General features: G+C 58.9%; 17 protein-coding genes. 5 read left to right on the top strand and 12 right to left on the bottom strand.

The window, feature by feature from the left end; translation table 11 throughout:
• Window positions 1–436 precede the first annotated feature (436 nt).
• The 3 genes from QBJ92_RS02260 to QBJ92_RS02250 form a co-directional block, all read right to left on the bottom strand.
• Window positions 437–1,363, bottom strand: a complete 927-nt coding sequence (locus tag QBJ92_RS02260) for an SHOCT domain-containing protein (RefSeq protein WP_277968065.1) — start codon at window positions 1,361–1,363, stop codon at window positions 437–439.
• A gap of 502 nt (window positions 1,364–1,865) precedes the next feature.
• Entirely contained in the window at window positions 1,866–2,264 is a 399-nt protein-coding gene (locus QBJ92_RS02255; protein WP_056024477.1) for a VOC family protein, read from the bottom strand.
• A gap of 51 nt (window positions 2,265–2,315) precedes the next feature.
• Window positions 2,316–3,014, bottom strand: coding sequence for a glutathione S-transferase family protein (locus tag QBJ92_RS02250; protein ID WP_277968064.1), 699 nt, complete (start codon window positions 3,012–3,014; stop codon window positions 2,316–2,318).
• A 117-nt stretch (window positions 3,015–3,131) separates the two neighbouring features.
• Here QBJ92_RS02250 and QBJ92_RS02245 point away from each other — a divergent pair, with 117 nt between their 5' ends.
• Window positions 3,132–3,707: a TetR/AcrR family transcriptional regulator gene (locus tag QBJ92_RS02245; RefSeq protein ID WP_277968063.1), complete on the top strand. Its 576-nt coding sequence runs from the start codon at window positions 3,132–3,134 to the stop codon at window positions 3,705–3,707.
• Between the two features lie 157 nt (window positions 3,708–3,864).
• Here QBJ92_RS02245 and QBJ92_RS02240 read toward each other — a convergent pair whose 3' ends face one another.
• From QBJ92_RS02240 to QBJ92_RS02220, 5 genes are all read right to left on the bottom strand, one after another.
• Complete coding sequence (locus QBJ92_RS02240; protein WP_277968062.1) at window positions 3,865–5,277, bottom strand: DUF6880 family protein; 1,413 nt, start codon at window positions 5,275–5,277, stop codon at window positions 3,865–3,867.
• 308 nt (window positions 5,278–5,585) lie between these two features.
• On the bottom strand, window positions 5,586–6,638 hold the full coding sequence (locus QBJ92_RS02235; RefSeq protein WP_277968061.1) for a hypothetical protein: 1,053 nt from the start codon (window positions 6,636–6,638) through the stop codon (window positions 5,586–5,588).
• 51 nt (window positions 6,639–6,689) lie between these two features.
• Window positions 6,690–7,175 (bottom strand): EF-hand domain-containing protein, encoded by a 486-nt coding sequence (locus QBJ92_RS02230; protein WP_277968060.1) that lies wholly within the window; start codon window positions 7,173–7,175, stop codon window positions 6,690–6,692.
• A gap of 273 nt (window positions 7,176–7,448) precedes the next feature.
• Window positions 7,449–7,802 (bottom strand): hypothetical protein, encoded by a 354-nt coding sequence (locus tag QBJ92_RS02225; RefSeq protein WP_277968059.1) that lies wholly within the window; start codon window positions 7,800–7,802, stop codon window positions 7,449–7,451.
• A 705-nt stretch (window positions 7,803–8,507) separates the two neighbouring features.
• Window positions 8,508–10,385, bottom strand: coding sequence for an ABC transporter ATP-binding protein (locus tag QBJ92_RS02220; RefSeq protein ID WP_277968058.1), 1,878 nt, complete (start codon window positions 10,383–10,385; stop codon window positions 8,508–8,510).
• A gap of 676 nt (window positions 10,386–11,061) precedes the next feature.
• On the opposite strand from QBJ92_RS02220, the gene QBJ92_RS02215 reads away from it, so the two are divergent.
• Window positions 11,062–11,679, top strand: coding sequence for a sigma-70 family RNA polymerase sigma factor (locus tag QBJ92_RS02215; protein WP_277968057.1), 618 nt, complete (start codon window positions 11,062–11,064; stop codon window positions 11,677–11,679).
• Between the two features lie 298 nt (window positions 11,680–11,977).
• On the opposite strand, the gene QBJ92_RS02210 is transcribed toward QBJ92_RS02215, so the two are convergent.
• Window positions 11,978–14,128, bottom strand: coding sequence for a putative bifunctional diguanylate cyclase/phosphodiesterase (locus QBJ92_RS02210; protein ID WP_277968056.1), 2,151 nt, complete (start codon window positions 14,126–14,128; stop codon window positions 11,978–11,980).
• Window positions 14,129–14,461: 333 nt separating this feature from the next.
• On the opposite strand from QBJ92_RS02210, the gene QBJ92_RS20610 reads away from it, so the two are divergent.
• Window positions 14,462–14,674: a transposase gene (locus tag QBJ92_RS20610; protein WP_431358355.1), complete on the top strand. Its 213-nt coding sequence runs from the start codon at window positions 14,462–14,464 to the stop codon at window positions 14,672–14,674.
• Between the two features lie 282 nt (window positions 14,675–14,956).
• Window positions 14,957–15,148 carry a hypothetical protein gene (locus QBJ92_RS02205; RefSeq protein WP_277968055.1) on the top strand — a complete coding sequence of 64 codons (192 nt, stop codon included), beginning with the start codon at window positions 14,957–14,959 and terminating at the stop codon, window positions 15,146–15,148.
• 84 nt (window positions 15,149–15,232) lie between these two features.
• Here QBJ92_RS02205 and QBJ92_RS02200 read toward each other — a convergent pair whose 3' ends face one another.
• The 3 genes from QBJ92_RS02200 to QBJ92_RS02190 all read right to left on the bottom strand — a co-directional run bounded on the left by QBJ92_RS02200 (window position 15,233) and on the right by QBJ92_RS02190 (window position 19,302).
• Entirely contained in the window at window positions 15,233–17,293 is a 2,061-nt protein-coding gene (locus QBJ92_RS02200) for a putative bifunctional diguanylate cyclase/phosphodiesterase (RefSeq protein ID WP_277968054.1), read from the bottom strand.
• On the bottom strand, window positions 17,290–17,799 hold the full coding sequence (locus tag QBJ92_RS02195) for a GAF domain-containing protein (protein ID WP_277968053.1): 510 nt from the start codon (window positions 17,797–17,799) through the stop codon (window positions 17,290–17,292). Before QBJ92_RS02195 ends, QBJ92_RS02200 begins: the two co-directional genes overlap by 4 nt.
• A 774-nt stretch (window positions 17,800–18,573) precedes the next feature.
• On the bottom strand, window positions 18,574–19,302 hold the full coding sequence (locus QBJ92_RS02190; RefSeq protein WP_277968052.1) for a response regulator transcription factor: 729 nt from the start codon (window positions 19,300–19,302) through the stop codon (window positions 18,574–18,576).
• A gap of 548 nt (window positions 19,303–19,850) precedes the next feature.
• Here QBJ92_RS02190 and QBJ92_RS02185 point away from each other — a divergent pair.
• Entirely contained in the window at window positions 19,851–20,045 is a 195-nt protein-coding gene (locus QBJ92_RS02185; protein ID WP_277968051.1) for a hypothetical protein, read from the top strand.
• The last annotated feature ends 108 nt before the right edge of the window (window positions 20,046–20,153 follow it).

Here is a 20,153-nt window from a genome sequence, read left to right as displayed (position 1 = left end):
CGTCTGGAACCGAATTGTCGCACGTTGTACGCGGGGTTCAATGTGCCGGATGCGACGGAGGAGCGGCCAACCGCCGCCTCGCAGCGTTAGGTGGCACAGCCGCGCATCACGTCAGATTTCTTAGCGCTTTCGGCATCTGACGCGAGCAACTACCGGAACGTCTGTTCGTCCCAAAAGCCGCCATTTGTAAGCAGGGTCCCAACGACCGCTTTGTCCCACTTTTCGCCATCTCTGCCATCGCTGGTTGGGGTGTCGGGCGAACATGAATGGACGTCCGAAGTTGAGGGGCGCGAAACGACCGCCGAACGTCGTATTGTGGCTCGTTTCCCCCGCGGCAGATCCCGACCATAGGCAGCCGTTCGCGCGCCCTTCGGTGAATGTCCTATCCCGACAATAGCCGAAGTGAAGCCATCCGCGGTGCGTTCCGCAGTCGGGATCAACTCGGAAAACGACAGCTTCCGTCCCGATTGAGATTGCGCCCAATCGTCACATGACCGACCTGCTCTGGCGCGAGTGCTCTAACGACTGAGGCGTCGGGCTTCGACACGCACTGAAACCACTCGTAATCACTTGAATCGAACTCATCAGGGTCCTTTCCGTGGCCAGTGCGAATGGCTTTCACCCAGAGGTCCATCGCCTTCTGCTGAGCGTCACCGTATCGGCTTGAGTAAACCACCTCGATGAAGTTGCTTGCGTGGGAACCGGGCTTGTAAAGTTCGATCGTCGGATCAGCGGCATTTCCACAGTTTTCGATGCACGATGATCGGATGATGTCGTAGCTACCCTTGAGCTGGGCAAAAGTCGTTTGAGGCGTGATCGTCGTACCCATTACCTTCGGCTGGCACCCGGCTTTCGCGAAAGTGCTGACGCTAGTGATCTCACCGCCGGTCACAGCGTAGGTTACGGTGCAACCCTTCACATCAAACTCCCAAGACCCGCCGCCCTTGCTCTTCGCCGGTCCTAGTTTACCCTCAATGTAAGTCGGGTTGAGACCGATGATCTGCTCGCTGAAAGCCCAATCGAGAGTTGTGCTTGGAGTGGGTGCAGCCACCGAGATCGGTGGCGCGATTGTATCCCCGACAAGCTCAGCTTCCTGCGTACTCGCTATCGACGTTGAGGGTTCCGACGCTTCCTGTTGCTCAGCCTGATTGCCCGGAGCGCTCACGTTCCGACCGCCGAGGATCGCAACGATGATCACGGCAGCAATGATGGCCGCAGCGATGGCGATTTTTAGCCCGTTGTTAGAGGTTTTCGCCTGACCCGCTGCGAGGATTACCGCCTTCTCGCGATCAAACTCTTCCTGCGTGAGTGCGCCGCTTTCCCGAAGCCGGTTTAATTGCTCCAGCTTGCCCAAATCTGGCATCGTTTACCCCTGTTTCCGTCGTCACAGTGGCAAGGCTCGACGGTTGGAGCAACGGCTTTTGGCCGTTAAGTTGAACGACGGGAGAGGCCGGAGGATGATCCATCACTGACGCAGGACCAGGACCGTACCGATAAGCACACTATGAACGCGGGTCGCGGTCGAAACTGGTCGCACTTCGTCTGGCATTGATAAATGACAGGAGTCGGGCGCGAGTTTAGAGGGGTGAGTGACCGGATACGACAAGAGCCGCTGTTCGAGATGTCGCATGCGGACGGCAGGAATGGCCCAGCTCAGGTCATTCCTAAAAGCAAAAGTCCGCCCCCCGGACAGGCCCGACACCCACATGAACGGATGACCACTTTTGGGAAGCGCTGAGTCGCTCGTGAATGTCCACAACTGGGTCTTCAAAGCGGTACCGTCTACCGCCCGTCCTTCGTGACGAGCCTGCCGCCCGTCCACGCTACGACGGGCGGCACCTTAAAGTTGACGTGCGGCGCCAATATCACTTGGGGAAATGGATCCCACAAAGCTTATTGCCATCGGGGTCGCGAAAATAGGCGAGCTCGATCGTCCCCATCGACGCAGTCTCGCGTGGGCCAGGCGGGGCCTCGATCGAGGTGCCCCCATTGGCAACTGCGGCATCGTGAAGCTGCTTTACTTGCTCAGGTGAGTTGCATGAAAAGGCGACGGTACTGCCGTTCGCGACGGTCGCAGGTTCATCGTTGATTGGCTGGCTAACGATGAAGTTCGTTCCGTTGCCATTATTGTAGATGAGCCGGGTGTGGCCGCTGTCGGCGATATTCCGCATCGGTTCACCTACACCGAGTGTGCCAAGCACCGTATCGTAGAATCGCTTCGATCGTTCGATGTCGTTTGATCCGACCATAGTATGAAACAGCATGCTTGTTCTCCTGCTCAAGGCGTTATTCAATAGATACGGGTGATGAGGACGCTAGGAGCGGTCATCCAGTTCCGAAACACCGCTCTGCCCGTCGGCGTAGGCAGCCATGAAGGCCGGCCGGGTCTGCCACCGCCGCCAGAACGCGTCGATATGCTCAAAACGCTCGTCCAGCGGGGTGGCGTTCACCGGGTATTTGGAAAACGCGATCGCGGTGGCTAGCGTGATGTCCGAGAAGGTCGGTTTGTCTCCGCCGAGCAGCCACGTCCGCCCGTCGGCAAAATGCCGGTCGACCAGTGCTGCATGCGCAAGCGCCACTTTGCGCGAATGCTCACCCCATGCGGCGTTGTGCGTCAGTTCCAACTTGGGCCCGAGGCCCTGGTGCAGGACGTGGAAGGCGGTGACGATCGGATAGAGGATGTGGACCCAGACCCGGTTGTCCCACATCTGGTCGAGGCCGCGCTCGATCGGCGTCTCGCCCATGACCTTGCGGCCTTCGAAGCTGTCGTCGAGGTAGCGCGCGATAGCCGACGTCTCGCTCAGGAACGACCCGTCCGCCAGCACCAGCGTCGGCGTTTCGCCCCACGGGTTCATCTTCAGGTGTCGCCACCCGCGCTGATCACCCACAGGCGACATGTCGTACACAGTTTCGGCAAACCGGTCGGCGATGCCCTTCTCGTGCATGAAAATGCGCAGCCGCTGTGGATTAGGGAAAGCAGAAGGGGAGGTGAAGAGCGCCAGCGTATCGGCCATGGGAGGTCTCGCTTTCATCGATCACATCACCTGCCTGTCAGATGACAGGCATGTATCTGCGGCGTAAAACTTGCCTCGTCAATCCCTGTCTGGCATATGACAGGTGGAGGCGTGACGATGGCGGCAACGACGAAGGAGAATACGCGGGAGGCGATCCTGCTGGCCGCACGCGAGGCGGCGATGATGCGCGGCTACGGCGGCATCAACTTCCGCGACCTTGCCGCAGCGGTCGGCATCAAGGCGGCCAGCATCAACTATTATTTCGCCAACAAGGCGTTGCTCGGTGAGGCGGTGGCCCGTCGCTACCAAGTGGATATCGCCCGCGATCTCGAGGCGATATCCACCGACGCGAAGGACGCGAGGGACGCGTTACGACGATACCCGAGCATCTTCCGGGCGTCTCTGGAGCGTAACAATCGGATGTGCCTCAGCAGCTTCATGGCGGCCGAGCGTGACGAGCTGCCTGAGCCGGTTCTCAAACAGGTACAGGCTTTCGCCGACGTCAACGTGGCGTGGCTCAGTAAACAGCTTGCCGCCGCAGCGATTGGATCGCCGGAAAGCGTCGAGGCAAGAGCGCGCGCAATCTACGCGGCAGTTGCCGGCGCACAGATCATTGCCCGCAGCAGATCCGACATCGCCGTATTCGATGCCCTGGTCGAAAGCTACCGCGCGGCCGGGCCGCTCCCCAGCTAGCTCCTTGTGCTGTCCGAATTCGCGTAGCTGCACGCTCGACAGACATGAACCAATGACCGGTATGGGGACTGGCGGGGTGAGGGCTTAATGACCGTTTCTGGGTCGAAGGCGGCGCGATCTTGTTACCGTTCGCTTCATGCCGCCTCGCTCTATTCGCTTAAGCATCCCAAAAACCGCTTTTACGTGCGTGACGCCGCTTAAGGTCCGCCACATACTCGACGTGGTTTGGATGCCCGGCAAAATTGTCGATCCGCCGGGCAAGACTCTCGCAGGTCTGGAGATGGCGGGCAGCGTGGCCGTAGCGCTTGTATTTGGCGGCATCGAGTGAGAAATCGATCATCGCCCGCAGCACGAGCGTGGCGGCGAGCGGATGGCGCTGCTCGAGCGCGTCGGCGGCAGAGGTCAGCAGCCAGTATTGGTTGCCGTCGAGTTCGCTGGCCCGAACCATGATGAGACCTGCGGCGCGGTCGAGCGCGGGCCAGTCGATCAGGAAGGCGAGCGCTTGATGGAAGCTGGTAAAGCGTGACGCGAAGCTGAGAGCCCGCTCCTCCGCCTCCATGTCGTCGAAATTCGGCAGCCGCTTGAGGTGCGCCCGGAGGTACCCGGCATCGAGACCGCGCTCGAACAGTTGCCAGCGCTCGCCCTGCGCTTCGTCGGATCGTCCGAGGGCGTCGAGCACCTCGATCCGTACGCGCTGCCAATCGGGCCAGTGGCCGCCTCGGCGAAAACCGTCAGCTGCCCCGTCGAGCGCCGCAAGCGCCTCGCTGGCGCGATCGGCCGCCAGCATCCGCTCGGCGATCGCCGCTGCTATTGCAGGGTTGGCGCGTTCCCCGTCCGAATAGCGGCCCGCGAACCCGTCGACATCGCCAAGCTCGTCTGCGATCTTGGTCAGCGCCGAGCGAACGAGGCGTCCATGACGACCCTGCTCGTAATCGTCCTGATAGATCGGCCCGCGCGTACTCAACCCGATCATCCGGCGTTCGCCGCCTGCGTCGCCTACGGGAGCGTTGGCCGCCAACTCCTCGAACTGCGCTTTGAGCCGGTTCAGCCCGTCAGGCCCGAGTGCCTGCGACATCAGGCCAATCAACTCATCGAACTGGCCATAGTCGTTCGCGCAGACCGCCGCGAACACCCGATCGGCCAATGCGCCGACTGGCTTGCCGGCTTTAACGGCGATCGCAGCGAGATCGTCGCGTGCGGAAGCGATAACACTGCCGATTGCGCCGTTGCTGTCGTCGCAGCGCTCGTAGATCGAGGGCGCCATCTCCAGCATACGCCAAAGAAGGTCGAAGGCCTCACCCGGGCTCCTCGCCGCGACATGGGCGTCGATCGCCTCGCGCTGCGTCTCGAGGTCACGGGCGAGTTCCTTCACCTTGCGCCAGTCGACGTACGAGCGCGATCTGGCGATGGAGACGAGCCGCTTGCGGATCTCGCCCGCGACGTCACCGCCGGCGCGGCTCGCCAGCTCGAGCCGCAACCGGCGCTTGGCCGCAGCGTCACCGGCGGTCACGTCTAGCAACAGCTCCGCCAGGCGCTCGGCTCCAAGGGCTGCGAGGTTCTTTGCATTCAACGTCGTCTCGGACGGCATTCCTTTCCGTCACGAATAGGGCTCGATTCGTCAAGCGGCGCGACAAGTTGAAGACCGGCAAAAGCCGTGTGAAGCGGCCAACTTGAGAGACGGAGATCAGCGCCCGGCGCGGCTCAGCCGCCTCGACTAAAGCCCCAAACCCTCCGCTCGGACGAGGTGAACCAAGGACCGGAGTTGAGAGAGGGTAAGTTGGCCCTGAATGTCGCTTTGTGGGTCGTTACAGCCGCGAAGCCGCTCCGTCTGGCTTGGAAATGGCGCGAGGAGAGGGCACCGAAGATGTCGCTTCTGAGTCAATTTGAATGGTCGCCACCGACTGCAGCAACCCCATTTAAATAGGCCGGCCGTGGTTTGACCGCGATCGTGCCGTAATCGGGATCGTAGAGAACGTCGTAGGCGAAATATGTCAACAGGCCCGACCGGATGCGGACGCCATCCACCCGCGGATCGGCGACTGCATCGAACCGAGATGCTTGCGCCCTGCGGCCTACGCTAAAGCGGATCCCCAGCGCCGTATCAGCGTGTTGTTCGAAGGTTAGGCGCGCGCTCACGCCCTCGGTCCAGCCGGCGTCAGCGCGGTGGTTGACCAATTCGATCCCCGGGGCCCCGCTATCGATCAGCGTCGGCGCACAAATGGGTTTTCCGCCGTCGTGCTCCAAACATGCGCGCACAGCGTCGTTCGCCCGCGACCGCTGCGGATCCGCCAGCAGCAACGGTGTGAACCCGGCCACCTGTTCGTCGCTTGGGTTCAGGATCAGGCGCCCGCCAGAAGTTTCGCCGGGCCTGGGAAGCTCGATGATCCAGCGGTGCGCGCCGATCTCTTGAAATGGATTGGGCAGGTCGGCGTTTGCCAGGCCAACACCAAGGATCGCTCGAAACCCCTCGCCGGCAAGGCCATTGCCCTGGATACCGAACTTGCGTGGATCAACGTGGGCAGCAGGGCAATCGGGACGCGCAGCGCTACATCCGATCGCACGAATGATCTGCCAGCGGCCACCGTTCTGCAGGCCCCCCACAGAAACCGCTGTTCGCACCACTGGTCCCTCAAGAAAGGTGCCGGCGCCGTAGCTATATCGCTGTACCGGTCCCACCGTCATCGTCGCCGCAGTGTCGACAACGCCTGGAAGGACGCGCAACCCCACCGAACCCGTATCGAGGCCGGCGTCGATGCGGTGGCCATCGATTTCGATCGTCACCACGTAGCGCCGCGTTCCGTCGGACAGATCGACCTCGCGGATCGGAACCTGAACTGATGCCGATTGGGCTTGGGCGGCCGAGTGAGACGCTGCAAGCAATCCGCTGACGGCAAGGCACCTCAAAATGAATGCAGTTTTTTGTCGAACCATCCTGCGATCCTTGGAACGGGGCACTCGTCCATGTGCCAAATGTGGCGATCGTTACGGGCCTCTTTTTAACGCACTCCCGCTACGATAGTGCGCGGTGGAACAAGCCGCACCGGGCTGGCAGGGCAGTTTCTTCCACGTTGAGATTTCGCGCTGAAGGGCCGCAAGCCAGCGCGCCATGTAGGCGTCGCGCTCCTGCGGAGTAAGGAGGCCGTTATGATCCGTGTCGGCCTCGTCGAATATCCTATTTGCACCAGCGACCGCTTCATCTGCCGATATTCGCCCGTCGTGATCGCTGTCCGCGCGATCGAACTCGGCATGGGCTATGCGATCGTTCGGCAGTTGCTCTGAGATCTGCGCTTTCGGCATGATCATGGCCAAGCTGGCAGCAAGCATCTCGGCATAGGTCACAAAGCCGTCGTGGTTCGCATCGAGGCGGTTATGCTGCGCCAGCGCCTTGGCTTCGTTCTGCGCGCGGGTTTCGCCGACCGGATCGGCAACTGTGGTCGCGAGGAATGCTGCAAAGAAAATCACCATCATGCGAGGGTGCTACGGGTCGAATGACGTGGGGATGACGAGTATCTGAATTCCATCCGCCGCGTTGAAGTACATGCGAGGTAGCAAGTCTCCCGTCGCTCTCGACCAGGCCGCGCCCTCGGACGTCCGAGCTGTCGCGCCAGCACGCGCCAAAGCCAGAGGATGAATGAGCGTCCGATTTAAGGGGAGGGGAAACGACCTGTGAGTGTCGCTTATTGGGTCTTGGCGGACGCAAAGCTGCCGTTCCGCTTGCGCCCAATATCGGACATAGGGCTGTCAGCCGGTGCAATCCTTCAACGGGAATGCGCCGCTCGTTTCCACGTCGGGCACTTCGCGAACGCTCCACCGCCTTGAAAGCGCCTGCACTACGTCATCGGACAATTTTCGAGCCTTCGGGATGTCGCCGCCTTTCGAGAAGCCGACGACGATCTGTGAAGGTGCCTCAGCAAAATTTCCTGCGCTAAACCCCATTGTATTGCGCCCTACCGTTCCGACGTTCACGGTCGGATGCGCCACTGGTAGGTCGTGCTGGACCTTAGCCGCCGAGTTAAGGTCAGCTTCGGTTGCTTTGCTGTTGTCGTAAAACGGGAGCTTGTTGGCTGCCGCGACTTCCCGAAGCACCGTGTTCATAGTCGCAATCTGACCCATGTCGCCCAAGCAGAACTGCACCATTCGAAACGGGCGCTCTCCCGTTCCGCACCCGGAAATTGCCAAACCGACGGAAAGGAGTGCAATCGATCTTTTCATTGCCGAGACGTGCGCGGAACCGCAACAATGCGCAATGTCCGCTCTCCACCAGCTATCGCCGTTCCGCGGACGATCCGCCTGCCTTGAAACCAGTCTCCAGATGGCATTAACGAATGGCAGATGTTGAGGATCTGAAAAGGCGCCTCGAATGGCCGGATGCGGGTCTTGCCAGCCGCAAAGCGGACCAGCAGCTAGCGCCCAGTTCAAGACATTCAGGCACATGGTGGGCGGAAGATGGCAGTCCGCCTTCAGCGAGCTGACCGTTGCGGCGCGGCAGGCGTTGAACGATCGCTAGCTACTGGAGGCGGGCTGCAGTTCGGAGGTGACCTTAACTGCAGCCCTGGCCAAGTTGATCCTTGGGGGACCCTCGAGGTTATCAGCAGCTTAGACCTATCGCCTGAGGCGGCAACGCGATTCAGGGCGTCATAGATCAAGCGGCTGCCGGAACCATTGCAGCAGGGTTCCCAGTTCTGTCGAACCCCGAACAAACGCGGATCATGAGGAACTACGTTTAGACTTCATGAATGAACGTCCGGAAGTGGGAGACGGGGAAGCGCGTTTGAATGTCAGAGTTTGGGTCACGGTGGATCATCGATAGCCAGCGGCCTGAAGCTCGAACAATTCAGCATAGCGTCCCCCTGCAGCAAGCAGGTCGTCATGGGTACCTGATGCCTCCACCTTGCCGTCGCTAAGCACTAAGATACGGTCTGCCATGCGAACGCTGGAGAAGCGGTGCGAGATCAGCACCGCAGAGCGTCCCGTGCTCAGTTCCCGGAAGCGTTGGAACACCTCGTACTCGGCGCGCGCGTCCAGCGCTGCGGTAGGTTCGTCGAGGATCAAGACCTGGGCATCGCGCATGTAGGCGCGAGCGATCGCCATCTTCTGCCATTCGCCACCGGACAGGTCGACACCGTTCCGGAACCGCTTGCCGATCATCTGGTCGTAACCGTCGGGCAGTTTGGCAACAACATCGTCGGCGAGCGCGGCGGACGCTGCCGCCTCGATCCGCTCACGATCTCCGCGCGCCTCGATGCGCCCGACGGCGATGTTGTCGGCGGCAGGCAAATTGTACCGCACAAAGTCCTGAAAGATCACGCCGATCGCGGCGCGCAGACCGTCAAGATCGTATTCGCGCAAGTCGCGTCCATCTAGCAGAACGCGGCCCTCTACCGGATCGTACAGCCGGGCCAGCAGCTTCACGAGCGTGGTCTTGCCTGCGCCGTTCTCACCGACCAGTGCAACCACCTCGCCCGGTCCCAGCGTGAAGGACAGGTGCCGTACCGCCCATCGTTCGGCGCTTGGATAGCGAAAGCCAACATTCTCGAAAACGAAGCCTTGGCGAACGGGATCGGGGAATGGCAGCGCTCCCTCCGGTGAGTGGATGCCGGGCTCGGTCCGAAAGAAGGAGAACAGGTCGTCGATGTACAATGCTTGGCCGGCGGTCGAAGAAAAGCCAGTAAGCAGTCCTTCCAGTAGCCCGCGGAGCCGCAGGAACGAGGCCGCAAGGAAAGTGAGGTCGCCAATGGTGATCGCCCCAGTCACTGCTCGCCAAGCAATGTAGGCGTAGGCGGCGTAATAGGCGATCGTGCCAAGAGCCGCGAAGCCCGAGCCCCAAACCGCCCGGCGCAGCGCCAGCCGTCGGCTCGCGCTGTAAGTGTCGCGTGAGATGGTGCGATAGCGGTCGATAAGAAAAGGGCTGAGGCCGAAGATCTTGACCTCTTTGGCTGTGTCCGCGCTGGCGGCGACCTGGCGTACATAATCCAGCTCCCGCCGCTGGGGTGTTCGCATGTAGCTGAGCGCGTAGCTTAGAGCGTTAAAGTGCGCTTCGCCGAGGAACGAGGGCACAAGGGCGACCGCAAGCAGCACGATCAGCCACGGGGCGTAAACGACCAGGCCCGCGGCGAAGGTCGCGACCGTGACGATGTCCTGGGCCTGTCCGAACAGCTGCCCCATCAGCGACATGCGCCCGCTCGCCTGCATACGCGCGCGATCCATGCGATCCTGGAAGGCTGCGTCCTCGAAGTCCGCGAGGTCCAAGGTAGCAGCGTGCTCCATCAACCTTACGCTCGCGTCATTGCTGACACGGTCGGAGAGGAGTCCGTCGACGAGCGACACGATTCGGCCGAGGAGGTCGGAAGCGACCGCTAAAGCGAACTCGGCCAGCAGAAGTGCCTCCAGCCGACCGAGCAGCCCGGAGCCCAGCCATCCCGCGAGTCCAACCGGACGTGCCGTTAAATGGGTAAGGTGGACGACCTCGTCGATAATAAGCTTGCCTACGAACAGCGTCGCGACGGGCAGAAGCGCTCGCACCAGCCGCACGGCGACCGTTGTGGCAGTTAGCAGCCGGCTGCTGTCCCAGACCATGGCAAGGAAGGGTGGTAGATTGCGCAGTGCACCCAGCCGCTCACGCCAAGTGGTCGGACGGACGGGTATACCGCCGCGCCCCTGTCTGACGCCGTCCGCCATTCAGCTACCCCAAATTGGGAGGCTGTCGCCTGCTTTGGACCTGGCTGCTAGAGATAATGAGGTCAGCTGCATGATTCTTGATACACAGTCGGTGGTATCAGCGGTACACGCTGTTTCCCTCTCATAGTTGTCAGCCGGAATGTCGGGTTGGGCTGCGGTCGCACTTGTTAGCCAGATCGAAGGGCGGGCGGATGAATGAGTGTCTGAAGTTGGGAAACGGGCAGGGGCGCGCAAATGGCCAACCATGGGTCGTATCAGCCTCAAACCGAACCGGTGGCTAGTCAATGGTAAACTGTCCGCTTTCGGAAGAGAGGAGGCGGTACTGAAGATTGAGCTGTTGGCGCAGGCTCTTCGAATAAGGGTCCTGACCGCGACAAACCGAATGTCTGCTAGCGCGGTGGGTTCCACTCGCCGTCGCAACGCGCTATTAATTGGCCAAAACAAGTTAGTAACAATGCGACAGAAGCAGAAAAACTAATAAGTGGCAGTACGGGGCTTAGAAAGTCTGGACGCTACCTAGAATTGTCGTAAGACGAATCGAGGTTTGGGTAACGAGCCATGTGTCCATTTTTCGTGAAACTAATATGAGCTGTGGAAGTTACACGATAATCGTCAGCCGTTTTTTGAGCGCTAACGACTGAGAGACATAGCGCTCCCGCTCCTAGCGGGAATTTCGATGGCCGATTTACCAGAATGGATCGTTTCAGCTGATCGTGAGCAGCTAAGCCCTCCACAGTTATTAGCTTGGTCACTATATCGCACTGGTAATGGAGATCGTGAGGCATTTCGCGAACTCTATAAGCTAACCTCGTCTAAGATCTTCGGCATATGCCTTCGTGTTTGTAATGATCGAGGAGCGGCAGAAGACATGCTGCATGAGGCCTATCTCATAATATGGAAGCGCGCGAATACGTTTGATACTAGCCGGGGCAGCGCGATCGCATGGATGTCAGCAATTGCGAGGAATCGCTCGATTGATTGGCAGAGGGCACAATACAAATGGAAGTTCGATCCCATTGACGGGGCTTGCGAGTTTGCAGACCCTGTACCGCTGATCAGTGAAACGATGTTGCAACTGGAAGCCTCGGCCGGCTTACTCGCATCTCTTGCATTGCTACAGCAGTGCCAGCGCGAAGCCATTTATGGTGCCTTTTTTGGCGGTCTTACCCATGCAGCAATGGCGGATCGTCAGGGGGTGCCTGTTGGAACTATGAAAAGCTGGGTTCGCCGGGGACTAGCTAAGCTGCGCGAAGCGATGGATGCCGCAGAACTTGTGACCCAGCCGACCAATTGAATGCTGTCAGCGTCGTTAACCTCGAACCGAGCCCGAATTGCCGCTGGAAATAGGTTCGACTGATCGACGTGTCGCGGTGCAGCCGTTGCCGTCCGCCTTCCGAAAGCGGCCAACGGCTCACCTTCATTTGAGCCGAACAGGTAGCCGATTAAGGTCGCCAAGCGATGCCGTCTGACAATATGAACGAATGTCCGAAAGTGGGAGGCGGGGAAGGGCGCGCGAATGTCCCAGTTTGGGCCTTGTTACATTGGGACGGATCAGGCTTGCCTTAGATCCCGGACGCTAGCGCTGTGCTTATTTAGTGATGGCCAGCGCCTGTCGGCGCACCTGCGGCAAGAAGCTTCCGCGCATTATCTGCGGGCATGGGTCTGCCAAACAGATAGCCTTGCGCATGGCTACAGTTTCGCGTGAGCAGATAGGCCGCCTGCTCTGGCGTTTCGACGCCTTCGGCGACGACCGCAATGCCAAGCTGGTGTGCCAGTCCAAGCACCGCGTCGACAATGGCAGCGTCGCTAGGCTCTGTTAGAAGGTCTGCTACGAAGCTGCGGTCAATTTTGATCACGTCGACGGGGTATTCTCGCAAGTGTTTGAGTGAGGCGTACCCTGTGCCGAAGTCGTCGAGTGCGACTGTGACTCCGGCATTGTGGAAGGAGGCTAATGTGTCTCCGACGCTCTCAGCACCGCGGCCGAGGAACACGGTTTCGGTCACCTCGAGCTCAAGAAGCGTCGCGGGTAAGCCGTGGTTGTGTAGCTGACCCATGATGCGGTCAAACAGATCCTCGCGACGGAACTCAGCTGGCGAGAGGTTAAGTGCCACGCGCGTGAGCGTTAGGCCTTCGTCGCGCCAGCGCGCTAGGTCACCGCAGATCCCTTGCAGCATCCGCTCACCAAGGGACGTGGCTGCAGTCAGATCGTCAAATGCTGCAGCGATCGTGTCAGGCCCCTGGATACCTAGAGTATCATGCCGCCAGCGTAGCAGCGCCTCGAAACCCGACAGAGCACCGTCGTTTAGCCTGACTTTCGGTTGGTAGAAGGGCATTACGCGATCATCACGCGCGACCATTCGGGCCACGGAAAGCATCGATGTGCGGCGCTGCATGTTAGCGCGCATCTCCGGACGAAACCGCGAAAGTTCGCCTCGCGCGCTCGCCTTGCCGGCGTAGAGTGCGAGGTCAGCCGTTTTAAGCAGATCACGCGCGTTCTGCCCATCCTTTGGATAGCAGGCGATACCTGCCGTTGCCTGGCACTCAAGCGTAATCGAGTCGGCCAAGATAGGCTGACGCAGTGCGCGAAGCGCAAACCGAAGGCGATCTTCCGCTGCTTCGTCAGGCGACGCTTCTACAATTGCCGCGAACTCATCCCCGCCCAGGCGCGCCACGACCACGTCGTCGCCCAAGGCCGCAACTAGCCGGTCGGCAACGGCACGTAGCAGCAGGTCACCGGCATCGTGCCCTACAGTGTCGTTGATCTCTTTAAGATGGTCTACGTCGAACAATGCCAGCGTGAGCACTGCTGTGTCCGACTGATCCGCTCGTCCAATCGCGTCATCGAGCAAGCGGTTGAAGGCGGCGCGGTTGATAAGTTTGGTCAGATGGTCGTGTTCAGCCGCCCAGCGGACACGGTGTTCTGCCGTAAGCTGCTCAGTAACATCGCGGACTGTAACTAGGATACGTTCTATCCGCCCGTTCGCCGCTTTAACCCGCCAGCCGCTCGTCTGCATCCAGCGAAGTGCGCCATCGTTGGCGCGGTGGATGCGGACCGTCAGCTCGAAGCGAGGATGAGTGTCGCCGGAATTGATTGAGTCGACGAGCTGTTGTAAGACTGGCCGGTCCTCCAAAACGACCAAAGCGAGCGCGGTGGCAGGCTCTGCCGGGACATCTTGCGCAAGGCCGATCATTGCGCGGAATACGTCCGACCAGAGACGACGACCGAGTAGGGCATCATAGTCCCAAACGCCGACACCCGCCGCCTCAGCGGCTAAACGGAAACGTTCTTCGCTTGCGAGCAATGAGGTCTCGGCCCGCTTTCGGTCGTCAATATCTTCTAACGTCCCGAACCAGGCAAGCACTTCCCCGTCGGGACAGAAGCGAGGCGACGCACAGGAGCGGAACCAACGGTAGCCGCTCGACGTCTGCAGTCGATAGTCGACGTCTATCGACGATGCCGTCTCAAGCGCCAAGCGCCATGCGCACATGGTTCGTTCCACATCGTCTGGGTAGAGTGCGTCAAGCCAGCCATCATTTAGCGCCTTGGTTGCATCGATGCCGGTAACCTCCGTCCATCGTGCGCTGACGGTGCGGATGGCGCCGCTTGCGTCTGCGCTCCAACTGATATGCCGTGCCATCTCCACGCTGGTCCGATAGTGATCGGCTTCCTGCTGTGCGGCGGCAAGCGTATCTAGCAGCGGCCAAGAGGTGGCTAGTGGATTGGATGTAACATCGTGTTTCATGCTTGCCGCTGCGTCCAACTAGCCAGTTGACCGTGCATCGTCACCTAATGCGTCGAAAACATCGTGATGAACGGCTTGATAAGCATATCCACAACAACGCTTTAAATTTGGTTAGCGCAAGCCACTCGTGCCGCTAATAACCAGCGAGCCATTAGACAAAGGTCGAATATTGGAAGAATCCTGAGCGCCCAATGACAAAACGGGCTCCTTGGAAGAGAGTAGGGTCCGAGACGGCTATCGTTCTGTCAAAATGGAAGGTCGAGCAGTTGTTGCGAATGTTTGACCGCTTGTATCAGCTTTGACCTGCTCCCCAGAAATTATCCCATTAGTAAGATGGCCCGTCAGATGGAGATGAATGATGCGGCGAAGACGATTACTGACGACCAGATCATTGGGGTGCTACGAGCGGACGAGTCCAGCGTGAAGACCGCTGATCTATTTCGCAAGCACGGGATTGGCGATGCTACCTTTTGCAGCTGGCAGTCTAAGTACGGTGGCCTGATGGTGTCCGACGCTGCGCGGTTCCGGGCTCGCGACCTTGGGTAAAGGCGAGTGCCGTACTGAAAACCTTCTAACCGTTGATTGCGGGCAAGGCGGAACGGAAGTGAAAAGAAGGCGGGGCGCAGTTCGGATGAGCGATACGCCAAGTTTGATGCCCTTTGTCGCATAGTTTCCGCTCTGAGCGGATGCCCATGCAATAAATGACGATCAGCATCCGGAGCTTCGACACCGGCGGTGCCCAAGTTTCTGGCATTCCCTAATCCGGCATCACGCAAGACCTTCGCGAACGGCATACAGGCTTTTTGCGTGTAGTCGACCAACTGCCTGGTGGATTTTGACAATGCCGTTGCTCGCTTTGCCGTCCAGCATGATACGATCCGGCAGGCCGATCTCACCGCGTGTAAGCGGATGATTGCGCGTTTATTGGACCAGTTTGGCATCTTGAAGGGGCGGCTGGCGGCGGACATCGGTTACTGCCCGTTGTGCGTCATCAGGAAACACACGGTGGTCGCTAATTGAGGTCGGCAGAAGCGTTTTGGACGATCTGTACGCGGACTGCTGGAATCATTTGCTTGTTGCGAAGCGGCTGCCACAATCTGTCCGTTACGCTACCAAGCTAACGTCCAAGTTTCTCGATGTCGCTTGGCACACCGTTGAACGAACGATCGTTGGATCCACCAATTTACGTGATGGTTTGCCGATTAGGTAGCCTTGAAGTGCGAAGCAACCGGCATCGGCAGCAATACGCAGCTGGTTCGGTACTTCGATGCCTTCTGCCAGCACAGGGATGTGCAACGTGGTTCCCAGCGCGACAATAGCTTGAAGCAGAGCAACCGCTTGTTCGTCGGTCTCAAGTTCGTCGACAAACGATTTGTCGAGTTTGATGCGATCAAACGCGAACGACCGAAGAACGTCGAGCGAGGAGTAACCAACACCAAAATCGTCTAGCGCCAGCCCCACGCCCAGGGCTTTCAACGCTACGAGCTGCTCGAGCGCATAGCGACGATCGTGGATAATTGCACTTTCGGTCAGCTCAATCGTGAGCCGTGACGGCGAGAGGCCGCTGTTCTCCAAGGCGTAGCGCACCATGTCGATCAACCCAGGATCAGAGAGGTGCAACGGCGACAGATTGACCGCCACGACATGTTGGTTTGGCCAGAGCGCCGCCTCGAAGCAAGCCTGGGCAATAATCCAGTTGCTGAGTGGAATGATGCTCCCAGTCTCTTCAGCAAGTGGGATGAAAGTCATCGGCGCGATCAGCCCGCGCGAGGGATGCTGCCAACGAACCAGAGCCTCATACCCGCTGATTTCCCCAGTCGCGATTTCGGCCTGCACTTGATAATGTAGTTCGAACCCGCCCTTGGTGATTGCGTCCCGGAGTTCACTAGCCAGCTCTCGCTTGCTGCGGGAAACGTCGTCCATCGTGGCATCGTAGAAGCAAGGTGCCGTCGAATGTTCGCTTTTCGCACGGTACATGGCGAGATCGGCGCGCGCGAGCAAGAGGTCGGCGTCCGTACCGTCCTGCGGGGCAAGAGCTACTCCAATGTTAGCACCAATCGTTGCGGAGAACCGCACGAACAAAAATGGCTCGGTGAACACCTCACTGATCCGTCTTAAGAAATCATCCAGATCGGATCGGTCCGTGTAAGAGATTAGAGCGGCGAACTCATCCCCGCCAAGACGCGAAATGCATTCCCCTGCGAGTAGGGCACTCGTCATGCGATCTGCTAGCGCCATCAAGAGCTGATCACCCGCTTGATGTCCATAGGTATCATTGACGTTTTTAAAACGAGCAAGATCAATCATAATCACGGCAAGATGCGATGTGCCGCCTTTACGTTCGCGCCGGATCGTGAGCTCTTCGTTGAATGCTTGCCGGTTTGGAAGGTCGGTGAGGCCGTCGTGCAAAGCCATACGTCGCATCCGGCGGTAGGCATCGTTTTGAGTTTCCCCATCGATCAGCGCACTTACCGCAGCGCAGCCGATAAACAGAAGGCCCGCGCAGGCCGTTCCAAGCGCTAGCTGCGTCATGGCGGTATCAGAGAGGCCACGTTCTGCGCTCAGGGTCAGCGCAGACACTTTGATTGCGGCCATCCCTGTGAAATGCAGCATGGCGACCGCCAGCCCGAGCAGCAGGCATCCGCCTACTCGTCGACCCGGCCGACTGGTGCGGAAGGTATTAAACGCCAAGGCAGAAAGCGTAGAGGACAGTAGCACCGAAGCGATCACGAATGGCCAGCGCCACTCGACAATGCCGTCGATCCGGTACGCCATCATGCCTGTGTAATGCATCGTCGAGATCGCGATGCCAACCACGGCGCCGCCAACGGGCACAAGGGTTCGTCGGTGTGAAGCCGCCAACGCCAGACCAGGTGCTGCGAGCGCGATCGCGACAGCGAGCGAAGCTAGCGTCAGCTCGGGGTTGAGCGTCACAGGAAAACCAGCGCGAAATCCCATCATCGCGACAAAGTGCGTGCACCAGACCATCGTGCCTGTACCAACCGAGGAGAGCACAATCCACCCAAGCCGGCTTTTTCCCTGCGATGCCAAAATTCGCCCGAAAAGTTGCACAGTTGCAGCTGATCCGACCAGCGCGACAACGATCGCAATGATGACCAACCGCAGATCGTGCTCCTGCACGATGCAGGCAGCAACTTCCATCATGCTGCAAGGCTGCCCTTGATGTGGGCGTCCCGTTCCATCGCCTGACTGGCTTGTCGCGCAAGTCCTACTAGGTAGGCGCGCTGGTCGCGTGACGCTGGTGCGCGGGATTGCGTGTCGAGCACGCAAAGAGCTCCAAAATCGGTACCATCCAGAAGGGTCAAAGGTGCTCCCAGATAATAGCGGATGTACGGCTCGCCGGTGACAGAGGGGAATGTTTGGAAAACCGGGTCAACACTGGCGTCGCAAACTTCAAGCAACTCGGCACGGTCGACAGCGTGGTTGCAGAAACTTTCGTTTCGAGGCGCACAGTGCATCTGGACGCCTGTCGTGGCCTTCACCCACAGCATATCATCGTGGAGCAGCGTGAGCAGTGACATTGGTGCGTCGAACGCCTCAGCCGCTTGCTGGACGAACCGATCAAAGCTAGAATCAGCTACACTGCCGACTACGCCGAGCCTCTCGACGGCGCGAGCCCGCAAGCGTTCTCGAAACAGCTTCCACAGCATCGTTGCTAAACTCGCAGCTTCACACAGCCTGTCTTGCGACACGGATATCTACAAAAGGTTAATAGATTTGCGAAATTTGCCACACCGCTTTTGGTTGCATGTCAAAATGTTCGGCATGCGTAGCCGGCAGATCTGACGACATACGTACGTCTGAAAGTCCGCTTTTGGACGAATGGCGTTTCAAATTAACGGTTCAGGACCGAAGTCGCCTGTTTATCGCATAGCCATGATTGAGACCGCTTTTTTCGCACATCCGACCGGTGAACGGCTATATGTGGTAGAAGGCAGCCAGCCCGTTTCATATGGTTCTATCCGATGTGGATGTTGAGGTTGCGGCGACAATGTCCCACGCCACCGGATTATTCGACCTCGATACCGGCGGGTCCAGCGACCTTCTCCCGAAATGTTTTATGCGCTTACGACTTAGTCGAATATGGGGGGGGCGAACGACAGGTTCACCGCTGTTTGATCACGCGATCCGACAATCCATTCAACATCCCGATCGGCAGCCGCGACCTTGGGGCCAGGCGCGGAGGCTGTCAGTGTCGGGGAATCGATCAGTGCGATCGCGTCGAGGCGGGCCCGCCGCATCCGATCGACGTTCTACGCTCGTCCGCAGGGGAGGCTTCCGTTCCATCTCCAACATGTCTGCCGATCGACGAACAATACTGATCTTGTTGCGCAATTCATGTCGCAGACTGACGATCGGGAGTGGTTCGGACGAGAGCATGGGCAATTCCTCGTCAGCGGGCGATGCGCCGGCAGATCGCGCGCTTATGCCTCGGGCGGGCCCTCAATCCTTGCTTGCCCGGTAAAAACGTAGCCAGTTCCGCGTGCTGCGCGGAGCGGCAGAGCGAGTCCGGTCGCCGCTTCAATCTTGCGGCGGACGCGCGACATGAGCACGTCGAGGCTCCGGTTTTGCGCGTCAAGCATCGGTTTTCCCAGTTTTGCGTTGATCGAATCGCGAGAATTGGCACGTCCCGGCTGTTCAAGGATTGAGGTGAGCAACTGATGCTCGGCCGCGGACAGGTCAACGACAGCGCCGTTTGGCGCAATCAGACGCCATTCGTCGCGCCTTAGCGTCCATATCGGTTGTTCGGGTATCGCATTGGCGCCGGTTTCGCGCCTTTCGAAAAGGCGTCGCGCGAGATTGCGGATGATGCTTTCGAGCTCGCGCAGGTCAATCGGCTTTGCGAGGTAATGATCGGCCCCCATGGAGAGACCGAGCAGTCGATCCTCATGTTCGGTCCGCCTCGTGACCATGATGATTCCAACCATCGAGCGCGCGCGAATGCGGGCGGTTGCTATGAACCCGTTCTCCCTTGGAAGATCGACGTCTAACACGAGGATATCAGGTCCCGTAGCGTTCGCCCAATAGTCCTCTAATGCGCCAATCGTCCTGTAACCAAAAACATCCATCCCGGCCTGCGTCAAATAGCGCGTAAAAACGCTGCGTAGGTCGTCGTCCTCCTCGACAATCGCGATAGAGACTATTCGCCCCAAAGGATTGCTCCTGGCATAACCCGTACACAACACTCCATCGCGTCACCACTTGCTTTATGAGCCGGATGTTTCGAAAGTATCGTAGAACCAAAAGCGGGGCTGTTGCAATGGCAACGGTAGTATATAACCCGAAACTAAAAATCGGGCCAACCCGCCGCTCCGGCACCGATCGATTTGGTAAACTTCGCTTGATTAGCCGCTGGATATCAGCGCGCCATTCGAATGACTACTTACCCTCAGCAAGTTATAAATCTTCACAATAGTACGCATCCGCTCTACATAGCCGAACCCCACGCGACAATACGATAACACAGAAGACTAGCGCTTTGCAGCAAGAGCCTCCGTTCTGCTAGATATTATATTAGACGCGTTTTTAGCAATGAAAAACTACACAATTAGCAGTTTAAAAATAAAGTTGCTTTAGCGAGCGTAAGGGTTTTGTTCGCACACGATCCGTGCCGAGAGCGTTCGCGCAGCGGTAGTCGTCCGAAGACAGGCATTGCTGGATTTCCGGCGAAACAGCAGAGTTCTTCCCGCACCCAACGCCAATGGGCATCAGCGCTGTTGAGCCCGACACCGTAACCGCTGAGCAATCCGCCACTACTGCGCCGACGGCGATCGACGTGCTGGAAGTCGATGCGACAGGCTGGGCATGGAGCGCGGATGGCGATCCACTCAGCGTTATCACCACAGCTGCTATGATTACGTTCCACAGTATCTTCATCGGCTCTTCATCATGGTAACACGTAGCCAACCAGGTTCGATCTTCTGGGTCGGCTGAAATGCTGTTCATCTTGTAACTTTAGGTAACACCTATCCAAAATTTTTGTTCCGTTAAGGAATGGCGGAAT

It is taken from the genome of Sphingomonas echinoides, from assembly GCF_029623395.1.
GTDB classification, from domain to species: domain Bacteria; phylum Pseudomonadota; class Alphaproteobacteria; order Sphingomonadales; family Sphingomonadaceae; genus Sphingomonas; species Sphingomonas echinoides_A.
Note: the sequence above shows the minus strand (reverse complement) of the source record. Positions and strands in the feature narration are given on the sequence as shown.

Coding starts and splice junctions, on each gene's coding strand:
- QBJ92_RS02260 (WP_277968065.1), bottom strand. CDS start 1,363: ATGCCAGATTTGGGCAAGCTGGAGCAATTAAACCGGCTTCGGGAAAGC.
- QBJ92_RS02255 (WP_056024477.1), bottom strand. CDS start 2,264: ATGCTGTTTCATACTATGGTCGGATCAAACGACATCGAACGATCGAAG.
- QBJ92_RS02250 (WP_277968064.1), bottom strand. CDS start 3,014: ATGGCCGATACGCTGGCGCTCTTCACCTCCCCTTCTGCTTTCCCTAAT.
- QBJ92_RS02245 (WP_277968063.1), top strand. CDS start 3,132: ATGGCGGCAACGACGAAGGAGAATACGCGGGAGGCGATCCTGCTGGCC.
- QBJ92_RS02235 (WP_277968061.1), bottom strand. CDS start 6,638: ATGGTTCGACAAAAAACTGCATTCATTTTGAGGTGCCTTGCCGTCAGC.
- QBJ92_RS02230 (WP_277968060.1), bottom strand. CDS start 7,175: ATGATGGTGATTTTCTTTGCAGCATTCCTCGCGACCACAGTTGCCGAT.
- QBJ92_RS02225 (WP_277968059.1), bottom strand. CDS start 7,802: ATGAACACGGTGCTTCGGGAAGTCGCGGCAGCCAACAAGCTCCCGTTT.
- QBJ92_RS02220 (WP_277968058.1), bottom strand. CDS start 10,385: ATGGCGGACGGCGTCAGACAGGGGCGCGGCGGTATACCCGTCCGTCCG.
- QBJ92_RS02215 (WP_277968057.1), top strand. CDS start 11,062: ATGGCCGATTTACCAGAATGGATCGTTTCAGCTGATCGTGAGCAGCTA.
- QBJ92_RS02210 (WP_277968056.1), bottom strand. CDS start 14,128: ATGAAACACGATGTTACATCCAATCCACTAGCCACCTCTTGGCCGCTG.
- QBJ92_RS20610 (WP_431358355.1), top strand. CDS start 14,462: ATGGCCCGTCAGATGGAGATGAATGATGCGGCGAAGACGATTACTGAC.
- QBJ92_RS02200 (WP_277968054.1), bottom strand. CDS start 17,293: ATGATGGAAGTTGCTGCCTGCATCGTGCAGGAGCACGATCTGCGGTTG.
- QBJ92_RS02195 (WP_277968053.1), bottom strand. CDS start 17,799: ATGCTGTGGAAGCTGTTTCGAGAACGCTTGCGGGCTCGCGCCGTCGAG.
- QBJ92_RS02185 (WP_277968051.1), top strand. CDS start 19,851: ATGGGCATCAGCGCTGTTGAGCCCGACACCGTAACCGCTGAGCAATCC.